We start from the raw sequence: 16413 nt of genomic DNA on the forward strand, positions 1-16413 counted from the left end.
ACATCACTAAAATGTTAAATTACAACTGTTAAGGGACTGACACTCACATAAGATCAACTGTATATGTTAGCTAACCGTCGTCCCTTTTCATTCATTATAACTTTATACGTTGCCGCGTACCAATGCAGTTATGCCTGTACGGGACAATTCGCGAATGCCATATGGCTTGAGCAATTCAATCATAGCATCAATTTTGTCCGTATCTCCGACTACCTGCACAATCAGGCTGCCTGGACCAACATCTACAACGGATGCGCGGAATGTTTCTACCACACCCAGAATTTCAGGACGCTCGGAAGGCTCTGCTTTCACTTTAATCAAAGCAAGTTCACGGGCTACCATCGGTTTCAGGCTGAAATCAACCACTTTAATAACATCGATGATTTTGTACAATTGTTTCTCAATCTGCTCCAGCGTTTTATCGTCACCAATGGTGACAATAACCATCCGGGAGAGTCCAGGTTCTTCCGATTGACCTACGGTAATACTCTCAATGTTAAATCCGCGTCGACCGAACAACCCTGATACACGCTGAAGGACGCCTGGCTGATCGTTTACCAATATTGAAATCGTATGTCTAATCATTCGTCAGCATCCCCCATCAGCATTTGATCAATTGTTGCTCCCTGCGGAACCATTGGGTACACATTTTCATCCTTGCGTACTACGAATTCTACAACGACTGGTCCTGGTGTATCCAAAGCTTCCTGCCAAGCACGCGCTGCTTCTTCTTTATTCGTTGCACGCAATCCTTTCACGCCATATGCTTCAGCCAGTTTTACAAAATCCGGGCTTCCTGCCAGATCAATGTGGCTGTAACGGTTCTCATAGATGAGTTCCTGCCATTGGCGAACCATTCCAAGTACCTGATTGTTAATGATCACAATTTTTACCGGTATATTGTTAATGGCACAGATTGCGAGTTCTTGGGAACACATCTGCATTCCGCCGTCACCGTTAATGGAGATAACGAGTCTGTCCGGATTGGCCATCTGAGCACCAATGGCAGAAGGGAATCCAAAGCCCATCGTTCCGAGACCACCCGAAGTTACCCATGAACGTGGTTGATTAAACTTGTAATATTGTGCCGCCCACATCTGATGTTGTCCCACATCCGTAGTCACAATCGCTTCACCTTTGGTTGTATCATTCAACATTTCAACAACCCACTGCGGTTTCAGCACTTCGTCTGAATCCGTATAGCTGTATGGCTTCTCTTGTTTCCACTGTTTGATCTGGTCTCTCCATGCATCTGCACGCTCTGCACGTCCAACTTCTTTGTTGGCTATTTCAAGTACGGTCTTCACATCACCAACGATTGGAATATCGGTTGCAATGTTTTTACCAATCTCAGCCGGATCAATATCGATATGAACGATTTTGGCATGTGGAGCGAATCCGTCCAGCTTACCTGTTACCCGATCATCGAATCGTGCGCCGATATTAATCAGCAGATCCGACTGTTGGATGGCCAGGTTGGATGTGTATGTTCCGTGCATTCCTGGCATCCCTGTCCATAGTTCATGCCCACTTGGGAATGCACCAAGCCCCAGAAGGGTTGTCGTGATCGGAATGCCTGTCTTCTCAACAAACTCGAACAGTTCTTCATGTCCTCCCGAGTATACCACACCGCCACCAGCCAGAATCATTGGACGTTCTGCTTCCTGAATGGCCTGAGCCAAACGGTCAACCTGCAGTTTGTTTGGTACTGTCCGTGGATTGTACCCTCTTAATGTAACAGGTCCAGTACTCGGTTCAAACATGGTTTTGTTGGCTGAGACATCTTTCGGAATGTCGATTAATACAGGACCTTTACGGCCAGTGTTGGCAATATGGAATGCCTCATGAATGATACTCGACAGATCCTTAACATCTTTTACCAGATAGCTGTGTTTGGTGATCGGCATTGTAATCCCGGTAATATCCGCTTCCTGGAAAGCATCCGAGCCGATCAGGCTGGAATTAACATTTCCCGTAATGACAACCAGCGGCACAGAATCCATATATGCCGTGGCTATTCCAGTAACCAGATTGGTTGCTCCCGGCCCGGAGGTAGCGATACAAACACCAACTTTGCCGCTTGCACGTGCATATCCGTCAGCTGCATGAATTGCACCTTGTTCGTGACGGGTTAAGACGTGTTTGAAATCCTCGAAACCATACATTGCATCGTAAATGTACAACACTGCGCCACCCGGGTAACCAAATACGCAATCCACACCTTCAAGCAACAAACTTCTCAGCAGAATCTCGGAACCGCTAATGACCTCCGGCTTCATCCATTTTTCACGTAATTCATCTGTCGATCGTACTTCTGGAATTTGAGCTCCCATTAGTCATCCTCCTCTCGGAATTTACACCATTCTGACATTTAAAGTTACAAAAAAAACCTTCCATCCCCTGCAAACAAGTTCATGCTTGCGAGGGACGAAAGGTTATCGCTTCCGTGGTACCACCCAATTTTGTCCGAAATTTCGCAATAACGGACCTTACCAGGTACAACAAAACGAATAGCTCAAACGAACGTAGTCGTTTCCCATACCTGTTGTCTGTAACGCAGACATACGATTTTCCCTAATACGCGAAAGGAGTGACATCCAGTGCTTTTCAGGAAAACAGCTCCGAGGTGAGCTCGTATATAAGGGATAATGGTGGTGGTTTCAGCAATTCCAGCCACTCTCTGAGCAAAAGAGCCCTTAAAACTTCGTCCTCTTCATAGCCGATGAAATATTCTCGTTAAATGTTAGGAACATTATATGATTCCTCCAACCGATAAGTCAATACCTGTTTTGCATAAAAATTCAGAGAACCTTCTTTCCTCCCTCTTCAGCCTATAAGGTTGCCCTAATCCCAGCGCTTCATTCAGTCACCTTTTATCTTGCTTCGGGCATAGGATATACGAGCAGCACGACTGGTCCTGAAAGGAGGCTCCGCATGGTGATTCGGCAACGCACATCCAAGCTGGATGATGGCGCCATCATGAAGCTGATTGACACTCAACTTGTTCCTTTATCCCATATGAGCGAAAAGGAAATTAATAAAATCCGCAAAGAAATACCCCTGCGAATGAACAGGGGCATGACCTTTGTTGTCTCGCCGGAGCCAGACAAAGCTGCTGTGGCATTCATCCATTTTCTCATGCATGGGGAATTGCTCTATGTCGATATGATGGCCGTTAGTCCGAAAGAACAACGCAAACGTTACGGGCAAACTTTGTTGCTCAAGGCAGAGAGCTTTGCGGTATCTCGGGGTTGTCGAAGATCTAAAGTGATGGTGGATGAGGGCAATACCAAAGGGCTTCAGTTTTATCAAAAAAATGGATACAGCGCGATTCGATACATCATGATAAGCCGCTGCTACGAATTGGAAAAAACATTATAGAATGTCCTAGAAAAATCCTGGCGGGCGTGGACCTGGACCATAAGGGCCGAATCCAGGACCAGGTCCATATCCGCCACCAGGACCTCCAGGTCCATATCCCGGTCCGTAGCCTGGACCATATCCAGGGCCTGGTTTTGGTCCAGGTCCATATCCGGGGCCGAAGCCGGGACCACCTCCATAAGCATAAGGCAGTGTGGCAATAGCAAGCAGATCAAACAATACCAGTGGCAGAATCGCTTTTGTACGTACTTTTTTGCCATTCAAACGCTTGAGTACCAGTTTGTTGCCCGATACTTTCAACAGCTTTCCCGTAACCCGAGTGCCGTCTTTTTTGATTGCAACAATATTTTTGCCTATTAATTTCATCGCTTCATCACGCGTAACTTGTTGTTTCATACTTTCCCCTCCTCCTCGGATCGTTCAAAACAGTGTATTCGTCCATCACTGAATTCGCCTGTTTCTTTGTCCCTACCTGAAAATATGGGTATCTGCACGAGAACCAAAGTAAACGTGAAAAAGTGGCTTGACCCCTCCTCCTTGGGTTGGACTTTCACCAACAAGATCATGCGTGCCTCTGGGCACGCAGAAAACAAAAAAGGCCCGCACAAGGCGGACCCTTTATCAAAACTTTGAATAGCTAAACTGATATGGAAAAGGTTGTTACCTTTTACCCGGATCATAAGCTTCACCGAGTGCAGACGGAGCCGAAGAACGTCCAACCGCTGCAACGAGAACGATGATCGTAAGCAGGTAAGGCAACATAAAAATAATTTCCTGGGGAATACTTTGTGACCATTCAAACAACTGTACATAGTTTCGGATCGCTTGTGAGAATCCAAAGAAGACAGCCGCACCAAAGGCACCAATCGGATTCCACTTACCAAAGATCATAGCTGCAATGGCAATATAACCTTGGCCTGAAACCGTATTGTGTGAGAATGTACCCGTAGTCGTCAACGTAATCGCAGCTCCACCAATGGCCGCAAGCGCACCACTGATCATAACGCCAATATAGCGATAACGAAGCACTTTAACACCAACCGTATCAGCCGCACTTGGATGTTCACCTACAGAACGAAGGCGCAGACCAAATGGCGTTTTGAACATGATGTAATACGTAAGGAATACGAACAGAATGGCCAGATATGTCGTTGGATATACGTTCTTGAAAAAGGCTTCTCCAAGCAAAGGAATGTCTTTCAACAATGGCACATCAAACTTGCTGAAACCTTGAACCAACGGTGAATCACCAGAACCTTCAAACAACAGTTTAACCAAGTACAACGTACTTCCTGCTGCCAAAAAGTTAATGACGATACCACTGATAATCTGGTCTGCCTTAAATGTGATAGACGCAACGGCATGAATCAGAGATACCATAACGCCCAATACAATCGCGAGCAAAACCCCCATCCAGGCCGATGTCGTTCCGCCCATGCCCGCTTCTTGAGCATAATGCGCCCCGATTCCAGCTGCAAAAGCACCAAAGACCATAAAACCTTCAAGTCCAAGGTTGGTTACACCTGATTTTTCCGAAAAAATTCCGCCGAGTGATGCAAAAATCAATGCCGTAGCAAAGACAAGCGTCGTATTGATAATTTGCCCAATTGTCAACAAGTCCATCTACAACACCTTCTCTTTCTTACGCTTCGAATAGAACGGTTTAAGTATCCAGCGCACGATGCCTTGTGCCGCAATGAAGAAGATAATCGAACCGATCACAATCCGAATAATCTCAGGCGGAACATCCGCAGCAAAACTCATACCTGCAGATCCGTACGTGAGGGTACCAAACAACACTGCCCCCAATAACACCCCAAACGGATGATTCAAACCAATCAGGGCAACCGCAATTCCGTCAAAGCCTGTTCCCGGTGAACCCGACATTACGGTTTGGTATTGGAACACACCAAGAACCTGGAATGCACCACCAAGACCGGCTAGCATACCACTGATAAACATCGCTTTTACGATATTCCGGTTAACATGCATACCTGCATATTCAGCCGCATTAGGGTTGTAACCTACCGCGCGGATTTCATAACCTTGTTTTGTTTTCCACATATAGATATAAAAGAGCACAGCCATCACAAGGGCAATCAACGTCCCCATGTGTACACGGGAATTGCCCATCAGTTCAGAGAGCCATGTCAAACTAATCGAAGCCGATTCGCTGATATCCACGGAACGATTCTCGCCCTTCAACAGCAAGAATTGGCGAACGATAAGGTTGGCCAGATACAGACCAATCCAGTTCAACATGATACTACTGATAACTTCATTAACCCCACGTGCCGCCTTCAGATAACCAGCAATCGCGGCCCACAGACCACCAAACAATGCACCCGCAATCAAAGCCAGTGGCGCATGAAGGTAGATCGGCAAACCTGCAAACTTAACACCAACAAATGTTGCAGCGGTCATACCAACGAGAAATTGACCTTCTCCCCCGATATTAAACAACCCTGCACGTGATGCAAATGCAAATGCTAGTCCAGTCATAATTAGTGGTGTCATTTCCCGTACTGCTTCACCAAAGTTGTACATGTCGCCAAATACCTTGGTGAACAATGCACCATAGGCTTCAATTGGATTGTAACCACCAATCAGCATGACAACTCCACCGAGAATAAGACCCATAATAATAGCTACTACAGGTAAAATAAATGAATCTCGGGTAAACCATTTCAATACGTTATTCATGCGCAGTACCTCTCTTTTGGGTGCTGCCCGCCATCATCAAGCCGAGCTCCCTGTCATTGGTTTCTTCCGGCAGCACCTCGCCAACGATCTGGCCTTCATAAATAACAGCAATTCGGTCAGATACATTGATAATCTCATCAAGCTCAAATGAAATCAGCAGAACAGCCTTCCCTTGATCGCGCTGTGCAATCAGTTGCTTTTGCACGAACTCAATAGCCCCTACATCCAAACCACGTGTTGGTTGCGCAGCGATAAGCAGTTCAGGGTTTTTATCTACCTCACGGGCGATAATGACCTTTTGCTGGTTTCCTCCGGACAAGGACCGTGCTTTGGTCTCGATGCTTGGTGTACGCACGTCAAATGCCTCAACAAGCCGCTTCGCCTGCTGTTTGATGGCATCGAAGTTAAGGAACCCTTTACGGGTGTATGGTGCTTTATAATACGATTCCAGAACGATATTTTCACTCACTGAAAAATCAAGTACAAGTCCGTGTTTATGGCGATCTTCCGGAATGTGGGCTACACCCGACTCCGAAATATGGCGCGGAGAATGATTGGACAGCTCCTTACCCTCCAAAAGAATCGAACCACTCTCTACTTTACGAAGTCCGGTAAGAGCTTCAATCAGTTCACTTTGACCATTACCATCCACACCTGCGATTCCGACAATCTCTCCTGCACGTACGTTCAGGTTAAGTTGGTTCAGAACCGAAATACCTTCTTTATTCTTCGCCGTTAATTTACTGACTTCGAGCACATTGGCTCCAGGTGTAGCCGGTTTTTTGTCCACTTTGAATGTGACATTCCGCCCCACCATTTTCTCTGCCAGCTCATTCGGATTCGTTTCCGAAGTTTTGACCGAATCAATCACTTTACCCCGACGGATAATCGTTACCGTATCGGAGATTTCCATGATTTCTTTCAGTTTGTGCGTGATCAAAATAATGGACTTTCCTTCAGCTACAAGCTTCTTCATGATGATCATCAGTTCTTTGATCTCTTGAGGAGTCAATACGGCTGTAGGCTCGTCAAAAATCAGAATGTCTGCACCGCGATACAACGTTTTAACAATCTCTACACGTTGCTGCATTCCGACAGAAATATCATGAATTTTGGCATGAGGATTCACCTTAAGTCCATACTGTTCGGAAAGACGCTGAACTTCAGCGGCTGCTTTTTTATAGTTAATATTGAGACCCTTCGTTGGTTCAGATCCCAAAATAATGTTCTCTGTTACCGTGAACGGCTGTACAAGTTTAAAATGCTGATGCACCATGCCTATGCCAAGATCGATCGCTCGGTTAGGGCTGTCGATGATGACAGGCTTGCCATTCACTTCAATGGAACCTTCATCTGGCTGATAGAGACCAAATACAATATTCATCAACGTTGACTTACCAGCGCCGTTTTCGCCCAGTAGCGCATGGATCTCGCCTTTACGAAGCTGAAGGCTGATGGCGTCGTTGGCAACAATGCCTGGGAAACGCTTCGTAATTTGTTTTAACTCAACGACGGGGGTTGCTGCACCCATGTAATCACCCTTATACCTGATATAGTGTGGTTCCGCAAACGTAAAAAAAAACGTCTATCGACGTACTTTCAAAAAAGACAGACCGCGCTTAGCTGAAGTTTTTCTTGCGATAATCGAATGGTTCAGCTCATTAAGAACATATCAATTCCATTATCTTAAGAAAAGCTCCTACCGGAGCGTTGGTGCACAGTGACCTTGTACAATTGTTATGATGACTTGATCAAATGTTCCTGTTCTTGCAATCATAAGGCCGGTCAAGACCGGCCCCAATGATTATTCATTTGCGACTAAGATCAAAATTACTCCGTAGGAACTTTGATTTCGCCGCTGATGATTTTTTCTTTGTACTCTTCCACTTTTGCAAGTGTATCAGCAGATACATTGGCAGTAGAAGTATCAGCAATACCTACGCCGTTTTCTTTCAAAGTCAGGTTCTCGGAACCACCAGCGAATGTACCATCAACTACTTCTTTGTTAACGCGCTTAACTGCTTCGTCAACTTTTTTGATCATAGAAGTCAAAGTGATCTCATCACCAAACTCAAGAGATTGGTCTTTGTCAACACCGATAACCCATACATCTTGACCTTGTTTCTTACGAGCACTTGCTTCGTTAAACACACCGTTACCTGTTGCGCCAGAAGCGTGGAAAATAATATCTACGCCTTCATTGTAAAGTGTTGCTGCTGCTGCTTTACCCAAGTCAGGTTTATCAAATGCACCTGTGTAGTTAGAAATGAATTGAGCATCAGGGTTAACTGCTTTAACGCCTTCTCTGAATCCTACTTCAAACTTTTTGATCAGTGGGCTTTCCATACCGCCTACAAAACCAATTTTGTTGGATTTTGTTGTCAGACCAGCCACAACACCAACTAGGTAAGATCCTTCTTCTTCAGCAAATGTTACAGATTTAACGTTAGGAGCATCAACAACACTGTCGATGATCGCGAGTTTAGCATCAGGGTTTTGCTCAGCTACAGTTTTGATTGCATCAGCCAATTGGAAACCGATACCCCAAGTCAGATCATATCCGCCTTTAACAAATTCGTTTAGGTTAGGAATGTACTCTTCATCGGATTTACTTTGCAGGTATTTAACAGCAGTACCTGTTTCTGTTTCAGTCGCTTGCAGAGCTTCCCAAGCGGATTGGTTAAAGGATTTGTCATTAACTCCACCTACGTCAGTAACCATACCGATTTTGAGATCGGATTTCTCTTCAGTGGGTGTGCCACCTTTATCTCCTCCGGCATTTGTTTCTTCTTTCGGTTTGCTACCGCAACCTGCGAGCATAACCGATACCGCCAGCAACATTACCAAAGACAAGCTGAGCATCTTTTTCATTTCTCTTTTTCCCCCTTAATGATATATCCCTCATTCCAATCCAGCCTACAATTGAACGGTTAACAGATAGCAGGAATGACTTTTATGCAGAATGTATGGTTTCTTCGACATTAAAAGCGCATTCTCACCCTTGTAACATCCTATCATCTGTCGAAAAACCGAACATTATGACATGGAGAGAAAAATCTAGGACTAGCCTACTAGAGGTGATTATACAATCAACCAGTGTTAAAATCCAGATGTTTCATCACCAAATATCACATATTTTTGTTCTTTTTTTATTGAAAACGCTTAATAATTTAGTGTTTTAACACACTAACGTTACAACGATGTGATGTTATATAACAAAAACATATCGCGAACTTTAGTGATGAGTGGGATTTACCTGATTTTATTTGTATTATTCCACCGTTCGTATTTTATGTATTCCCATGGATCGTTATTCACCAGTTATCTGGTTTCATTGTTCCCTTCCAGACTACAGCCTATTCGCTCTACTCATCCAGAGATTCCTCTTCGAATTTCTTACAAGCCGTAAAAAAGCCGCCATAAGGTACGGCGGCTTGTATCATACAATTTAAGCGTTGATTTTGCCTTTAGCTACAGTAGCCAAAGAGTTGAACGCATTGATGTCGTTAACGGCCAGATCAGCCAACATTTTGCGGTTCATGTCTACTCCAGCAAGTTTCAAACCATGGATCAGTTTGTTGTAAGACAAACCATTCATACGTGCTGCAGCATTGATACGAACGATCCACAGTCTGCGGAAGTTACGTTTCGTGTTGCGACGGTCACGGTATGCGTATACCAGGGATTTCATTACTTGCTCGTTAGCTGTTTTAAAAATACGGTGTTTGGAACCGAAATAACCTCTTGCCAGTTTCAAAACCTTTTTATGACGACGACGTACTACAAAACCGCCTTTTACTCTTGCCATATTAAAGAACCTCCCAAATAAATATAAATGTATCCGTGGTATGTGTACGGCCGTAGCCGATCCCCCATACGGAATGTACTAATTAGAATTAGCCTTTCAAGTTAGCCAAGCCTTGTTTCAAACGTCTAACATCCCCGGCAGCCATAACTGGGTTACCGTTCAGAACGCGCTTAGCACGTTTGGATTTGTGGGAAAGCAAGTGGTTTTTGTGAGCTTTGTAACGAAGGACCTTACCGGAACCGGTAATTTTGAAGCGTCCTTTCAAACTGCTGTGTGTTTTCATTTTAGGCATTTTGTGTTTCCTCCTCCAATGTTATCAGGCTTTAGGAGCCAAGATCATGATCATACTGCGGCCTTCCAATTTCGGTTGACGTTCAACAGTACAAAGTTCTGCAACTTCTACCTTAACGCGCTCCAAAATCCGTTGACCAATCGCGGCATGTGCAATTTCACGTCCGCGATAACGAACAGAACATTTCACTTTGTCGCCTTCGTTCAAAAACTTAACTACATTACGAAGCTTCGTTTGATAATCGTGCTCCTCAATATTGGAACGGAACCATACTTCTTTAATATCAACAATTTTCTGGTTCTTACGGGCTTCTTTATCTTTCTTTTGTTGCTCATAGCGGAATTTGCCATAGTCCATAATACGACACACCGGCGGTTTAGCCTGTGGTGCCACATTGACCAGATCCAAATTCAGGTCAATCGCCATTTGCAGTGCTTCGCGAATGGGCGTAATCCCAATTTGTTCTCCTTCAGCTCCGACAAGGCGTACTTCCTTCGCCCGAATCTCATCATTAATCATGTGATCTTTACTAATAATCGTCCACCTCCAGGTCATTTTGAATATCCAGTTAAACAAAAATAAAAGGGATGCCGGTCAAGCTACCGACATCCCTGTAATCAACACAATTCTTCATGAGTATACACTTCATAAATTATTGGGATCGTTGACCAGCCAACATGTTTGTTGATCAGGTGAGAAGTCGGACTTCTACTTGTGATTCCATTGCTATTCGCTTTAAGGCACTTGAATACTATATCACCCATAAAACACATTGTCAACATTCTTCACAACTTTTTTTTCGTGAATTACACATTTGTGATATCAGATGTCAACAAAGTATCGTATGCATGTTCCTTACCCTTGCTTGCTCTGTACCTCATCCAACCGTACAACACGTGTATGTTGAGTGTGGCTCCACTGTTTGTTGTTCTGCGTAAAGAAAGCGTAGAACGTAATCGGGTACCAAGACAGCAGGTAGATCGGGAACAAAATCAGATATAGATAAACTTTGGCAAAGGTAACCTTCTCCAGCGCCATGGACAACAGGAACGTCAGAATGTTCAAACCAATAGCCACGAACCCAACCCATAACGGGAAGTATCCATAAATATTAGCAATGTGCGGACCACTGAATATAGCCATGTCTACCCACATCACAGCCGTCATCAGGAACGTAAGCAACACCACATAGACATTGGCTCCGTAGATAGCAAGGTCAAATTTCACCAGGCTTCTTTCCTTAATGGACTGCCATAGCAACGGGAAGAAGTATCTACGCGCAACTGTAAAGTGACCTTGCATCCAGCGCAGACGTTGTCTCGCTGAAGCTTTAAATGTTAATGGCTTCTCATCAAATACTTTGGCGTCATAGTTGAAAACAGGATACACATTACGTTGCACACTGCGCATCGTAAACTCCAGATCCTCAACCAGACTTGTTGCACCCCAACCAATTTCCTTCAACAGGTTGGTCTCAAAACACATTCCGGTTCCCCCGAGGAAATTCGCCATATTCAAGTTATGACGAGACAACTGCCACAGACGGTTGATGTACCAGTAAGATACACCGTAAGCTGCAGTAATCCAGGAATCCTCCGGATTTTTCGTATCAATGTATCCTTGGATAACACGCGAACCATTGTTCAAGTCATCATTCATCTCAAGCAAGAAGTTACGGTCAACCAGGTTATCCGCGTCAAACATAACAACTGCGTCATACTGACGTGGCAATTTCCACAGGTACTTAAGCATCCATTCGATGGCGTACCCTTTACCTCTTAAATCGGCATTGGTACGTACACAGGCATTTAATCCATGCTCTCTGACAATTTGAGCCGTTCCATCTGTACAGTTGTCACAGATGACAAACACATCGTACAGATCTTCCGGATAATCAAGTTGTTTCAAGTTCTCCATCAAGGCACCAATGACTTGTTCCTCATTGTGTGCTGCGACGAGTACAGCGAATGATTTTGTCGCCGGATAATGTTTCTTTTTCTTTTTCTTAATCAGACCGAACAGCGAAAACGTGAATTGGTACACGGCTAGCAGTGCCAGAATGACCTGCATCGTGACGAATATAGCGTCCAACATCGTTCTCTGTTACCCCCTTTTTTTCAAAACCCAGTTTACTCAAGCATTTCTCTTCCTGATTCTGCAATTTATTTTTTTTTGATCTGCAGAATATGACCCTGTTCTTTTGTTTACTACGTGAATATATCAGGCAATGTTTCAAAGCGTGGTTGCTATCAGTTGGCTGCTTTATCGATTCTGTATCCTTTTCAGTCATTTGTCAAAACCCCAATTCCACTTTCTGAAGCAGAAATGTGATCTTTAAACGCTGAATAGACACTTCGTGATACCACAACCTCGCATTCATGCCTGTTATATCTTATTTTCAGCCGTTTACTTGATTTTTATTTCTAAAGTCCCTGCTTTTTTCATCGGCATGTTATTCTTCGTCAGAGGCTCTATAACAAATAACGTAAACAGACCTCAAAAAGTTTGAAACAGAACTCACATTTTTTTACCTCATTTCAGCCATGTTGAATCATTGTATCTTTTTTGGCTGACCCAAGTCAAAAAGTTAAGATGGGTATATATCCACTCTTTAACATGAATTTCACGTTCTTTACATGGGTTCTTCTTGAAAAGGACAACATTTAAAAATATGATAAACATATACCTGAAATAACCTCAAGTTCATGAAAAACGGTTATATACTAATCAGGACGAAACCGGATGCAGAAAATCACCGGAAATAATGCCGCCATTACGGGCGGCCTGACTGGCAGGAGGCCAATATGAGCCGTTTATTCTTAAAGTTTCAAGATTATGATCGAAATGTTTTTATGTGGATCAACGGCCGACTTCATAATCGTTTTATGAATTTTTGGCTGTATTATTTCACCCATCTGGGTGGAGCAACTTCATCTATTGCAATATCGTTGTTAATCTGGCTGCTTGCTCCAGCTCCATGGAGCACAACAGGACTACAGGCATGTATCGCCCTTGCGGTCAGCCATATCCCTGTAGCTATCGCGAAAAAATTGTATCCCCGCATTCGACCTTATCTGGCCTTGCCGGATACAATTACGTTCCGTAATCCCCTGACGGATCACTCGTTTCCTTCAGGGCACACAACTGCCATTTTTTCGGTCACAGTTCCCTTTATGACCACTGATCCGATCTTATTGCTAATATTGTTGCCTGTGGCCCTTATTGTCGGATTCTCCCGAATTTATCTGGGGTTACACTATCCTTCCGATGTTCTGGCGGGTGCCACAATAGGTACTTTAGTCGCACTTGCAACAGTTGCATTCTGGTCTTAAAGCCGATATGTTAGACTCAGAAAAACCTAGCAGGAACAGGTGAAGTAAGCGTGGAGAAAAAAAGAGTATTACTATTATCTGAAGGCTTTGGTACGGGTCATACTCAAGCCGCCTATGCACTGTCCAGCAATTTGCGAAAGCTCTCGCCAGACGTGCAGACAAAAGTGCTTGAACTGGGAAGTTTCTTAAATCCAAAGGTTGCACCTCTGATTATAACAGCATACAAAAAAACGGTTACCAACCAACCCAAACTTTTCGGATACGTATACAGGCACCACTATAAAAAGTCATTGAACAGGCTGACGACACTGGCGCTGCATAAACTGTTCTATACACATACACGCAGCGTTGTGCGCCAGTTACGTCCCGATGCGATCGTCTGTACACATCCGATTCCAAGTGCTGTCATATCCAGACTGAAGCGTCTGGGTGTACAGGTTCCGCTATGCACAGTCATCACCGACTATGATGCACATGGGACGTGGATTAACCGTGAAGTAGACCTTTATCTGGTTTCTTCAGATGAGGTTAAGTCCAAACTAATGCTACGAGACGTACCTACAGAAAACATTCGAGTCACGGGCATTCCGGTGCATCCAAATTTCTGGGAGCATCCCGGGCGAGAAGAGATCCGAAGCAGATTTAACCTCAAGAATATGCCTACTGTACTGGTGATGGGCGGCGGTTGGGGAATGCTCAGCGACAAGCTGGTCCATCCGCTGCTGACACGCTGGCATGAAGATATTCAGATCATTTTTTGTCTGGGTCACAATGATAAAACACGGATCAGCATGGAACAGAACCCGATGTACCGCAAAGAAAACATTCACATTATGGGATACACCAACGAAGTGGACAAATTAATGGAAGTATCCGACCTTCTGATTACCAAACCTGGGGGAATGACTTGCAGTGAAGGCTTGGCCAAAGGAATTCCCATGTTGTTCCACAACCCTATACCTGGTCAGGAGGAAGAAAACGTCCATTATTTTACGGCAAGAGGGTTGGGAGAACCCATAACTTCCCCCGACGTAGTGGTTAAATGGATGAACAAGCTGTTGCATCACTACCCGGATGTTGTACGTAAACGCAAACGTCATCTGGCGGAAATCGCCAAGGTTCATCCAATGCAGAGCGCTCAAAGTATTATCGATCTGCTGGAGGATGTTCGTCCTTCATCCGCAGAAGAGGCCCGTTTATGAATTTATCCCAATAGGATGTCGCTTCCCGTATTCTTCGTCCAATCACGCCTCTAACCAACGGCTTCAAACAAGCCTGCAACCACATTGAAAAGGTGCCTTCGGATTTGAAGGCACCTTTTCTTTATGAAGAAAAATACAAACTATTGAATGCCTGCTAACTTCAAGTACTCCTGCCACTGCTTAGTGTATTCTGCCTGAATTTTTTCCAATCCTGCTTGTTTAGCCTTCTCCATAAATGTGTTCAGTCCAGCTTCTACGTCTGCCACTAAACCTACATTAAGCGGATACAAATATTGTTTTTCCACTTGCTCCAATGCAGCCTTCTCGGCTTGGTACGGAGTCCAGTCTTCAGCAAATCCGGTATAAATATCCGGCTTTTTGATTTTGTCGAGATCTTCAAACATGGTCAGGACATCATCAAAGGTTTTATCATAGAGCATGAATTCCGGATTACGCCAAGCCCAGCCGTTCATGCCCTCACGCGGGAAGCCGTTTGTTTGTGCATCTCCGACCATTTTGTAGTATCCATTATCTACCTCGAAGTTTTTGCCTTCAACGCCGTATTCAGTCAACCAGTTATATCGTTTGTCTGTCACAAGTTTCTCATAAAATGCCAATGCTTTTTCCGGGTTTTTACTGCTACGCGGAATCGCAAAACCATTGTGGATCGGGTGAACCGGTTGTGCAAACCCTTTCGCATTCGGGTACGGGAAATAAGCCAGTTTCCAATCTGGATGAGTAGACTGTACCTTGATGACATCTGCATTAAATTTGTTAGGGTTTTCCCCAGACAGAACAACAGCCGCTTTTCCATTTTGCAACAACGAGTTGGATGTATCTTTTACATTCAGTACGTTTTTCGGGAAAAATCCTTTGTCCATCCAACGTTTGTATGTTTTCAGGTCTTCGAGATGTTGCGCCGATCCCCAGTAGGACGTCACAGTTGTTGGTGTGTCATACATAATATCCAGTCCATATGGAAGTTGACCTGCTGTATTAACCAGCTTGGATGTCAATTGACGAATACCATGGGTATGGTTGGCATTGCTATCCGCAATCGGAATCATATTGGGTTCGTTGGCTTTGATGCCCTCCAGATACGCTTCGAGTGTCTCCAAAGATTCCGGCTTCGGCAGATTGTACTTCTCACGCAAGTCCTCACGGTACGCAATTCCCTCGGTTACATACTCAATCCAAGTGGATGGAACCGTATAGATTTTGTCATTGATTTTGACAGCATTCCACATGTCATCAGGTACATGAGCTTTCAGTGCTGGCGCTGCTTTAGGCAACATTTCATCCAGTGGCAGGAACGCGCCCTTTTTGGCATAGGACTGGTAGAATGTCCAATCCGCTGTGAAGATCAGATCGATCGGCTGTCCAGAAGACAGCAGCAGTTTATATTTTTGATCCCAGTCGGTCCATGATGTGTAGTTGAATTTCACATTGACGTTCAGATCAGCCTCCGCCAACTTATTGATCTCGGATTCAATGACAGGCAGATCTTTCGGAGCATCCCCAAGCATGTAAAATTGAAGCGTGACTTTCTCGCCTTTGTTCCCGGATGTTCCTCCCTGCTCGCTTCCTTGCGTCGATCCCCCCGAACCGTTATTACATGCGGCAAGTACCCCGGCGAATAACATCAGGGCAAGTACCAGAGACAGGTGCCGAATTGTTTTGTTACGCATACGCATC

15 protein-coding genes are annotated in these 16413 nt (G+C 44.5%); 3 read left to right on the forward strand and 12 right to left on the reverse strand.

The window, feature by feature from the left end; all coding sequences use genetic code 11:
* Positions 1-102: 102 nt before the first annotated feature.
* Together ilvN and ilvB are read right to left on the reverse strand one after the other, a co-directional pair.
* Positions 103-585 (reverse strand): acetolactate synthase small subunit, encoded by a 483-nt coding sequence (gene ilvN, locus J2Z28_RS03290; RefSeq protein ID WP_024628317.1) that lies wholly within the window; start codon positions 583-585, stop codon positions 103-105.
* Positions 582-2333 (reverse strand): biosynthetic-type acetolactate synthase large subunit, encoded by a 1752-nt coding sequence (ilvB, locus tag J2Z28_RS03295; protein WP_211081166.1) that lies wholly within the window; start codon positions 2331-2333, stop codon positions 582-584. The genes ilvN and ilvB overlap by 4 nt, the downstream gene beginning before the upstream one ends.
* Positions 2334-2937: 604 nt before the next feature.
* On the opposite strand from ilvB, the gene J2Z28_RS03300 reads away from it, so the two are divergent.
* Positions 2938-3381: a GNAT family N-acetyltransferase gene (locus J2Z28_RS03300; protein WP_036611020.1), complete on the forward strand. Its 444-nt coding sequence runs from the start codon at positions 2938-2940 to the stop codon at positions 3379-3381.
* A 6-nt stretch (positions 3382-3387) separates the two neighbouring features.
* Here the strand turns inward: J2Z28_RS03300 and J2Z28_RS03305 are convergent, their stop codons facing one another.
* The 9 genes from J2Z28_RS03305 to J2Z28_RS03345 all read right to left on the reverse strand — a co-directional run bounded on the left by J2Z28_RS03305 (position 3388) and on the right by J2Z28_RS03345 (position 12278).
* Complete coding sequence (locus tag J2Z28_RS03305; RefSeq protein ID WP_047842246.1) at positions 3388-3777, reverse strand: hypothetical protein; 390 nt, start codon at positions 3775-3777, stop codon at positions 3388-3390.
* A 264-nt stretch (positions 3778-4041) separates the two neighbouring features.
* Positions 4042-5004: an ABC transporter permease gene (locus tag J2Z28_RS03310; RefSeq protein WP_036610165.1), complete on the reverse strand. Its 963-nt coding sequence runs from the start codon at positions 5002-5004 to the stop codon at positions 4042-4044.
* A complete protein-coding gene (locus J2Z28_RS03315) occupies positions 5005-6084 on the reverse strand; it encodes an ABC transporter permease (RefSeq protein WP_036610168.1) in 1080 nt (359 codons plus the stop codon).
* Positions 6077-7615: an ABC transporter ATP-binding protein gene (locus J2Z28_RS03320; protein WP_036669749.1), complete on the reverse strand. Its 1539-nt coding sequence runs from the start codon at positions 7613-7615 to the stop codon at positions 6077-6079. The genes J2Z28_RS03315 and J2Z28_RS03320 overlap by 8 nt, the downstream gene beginning before the upstream one ends.
* Positions 7616-7914: 299 nt before the next feature.
* The gene (locus J2Z28_RS03325; RefSeq protein WP_076327056.1) at positions 7915-8955 is read right to left on the reverse strand and encodes a BMP family lipoprotein; all 1041 of its coding nucleotides are present in this window, start codon (positions 8953-8955) and stop codon (positions 7915-7917) included.
* A 577-nt stretch (positions 8956-9532) separates the two neighbouring features.
* Positions 9533-9892 carry a 50S ribosomal protein L20 gene (gene rplT / locus J2Z28_RS03330; RefSeq protein ID WP_017689664.1) on the reverse strand — a complete coding sequence of 120 codons (360 nt, stop codon included), beginning with the start codon at positions 9890-9892 and terminating at the stop codon, positions 9533-9535.
* Positions 9893-9980: 88 nt separating this feature from the next.
* A complete protein-coding gene (rpmI, locus tag J2Z28_RS03335; RefSeq protein WP_017689665.1) occupies positions 9981-10184 on the reverse strand; it encodes a 50S ribosomal protein L35 in 204 nt (67 codons plus the stop codon).
* A gap of 24 nt (positions 10185-10208) precedes the next feature.
* Positions 10209-10703, reverse strand: coding sequence for a translation initiation factor IF-3 (gene infC / locus J2Z28_RS03340; protein WP_017689666.1), 495 nt, complete (start codon positions 10701-10703; stop codon positions 10209-10211).
* A gap of 336 nt (positions 10704-11039) precedes the next feature.
* Entirely contained in the window at positions 11040-12278 is a 1239-nt protein-coding gene (locus tag J2Z28_RS03345; protein ID WP_036610177.1) for a glycosyltransferase family 2 protein, read from the reverse strand.
* Between the two features lie 710 nt (positions 12279-12988).
* On the opposite strand from J2Z28_RS03345, the gene J2Z28_RS03350 reads away from it, so the two are divergent.
* Positions 12989-13516 (forward strand): phosphatase PAP2 family protein, encoded by a 528-nt coding sequence (locus J2Z28_RS03350; RefSeq protein WP_017689668.1) that lies wholly within the window; start codon positions 12989-12991, stop codon positions 13514-13516.
* Between the two features lie 50 nt (positions 13517-13566).
* The gene (locus tag J2Z28_RS03355; RefSeq protein WP_211081167.1) at positions 13567-14718 is read left to right on the forward strand and encodes an MGDG synthase family glycosyltransferase; all 1152 of its coding nucleotides are present in this window, start codon (positions 13567-13569) and stop codon (positions 14716-14718) included.
* Between the two features lie 140 nt (positions 14719-14858).
* On the opposite strand, the gene J2Z28_RS03360 is transcribed toward J2Z28_RS03355, so the two are convergent.
* Positions 14859-16412: an ABC transporter substrate-binding protein gene (locus tag J2Z28_RS03360; protein ID WP_415841427.1), complete on the reverse strand. Its 1554-nt coding sequence runs from the start codon at positions 16410-16412 to the stop codon at positions 14859-14861.
* Position 16413 lies beyond the last annotated feature (1 nt).

Origin of the sequence: Paenibacillus xylanexedens (assembly GCF_017874615.1) — a bacterium.
GTDB lineage: Bacteria > Bacillota > Bacilli > Paenibacillales > Paenibacillaceae > Paenibacillus > Paenibacillus xylanexedens.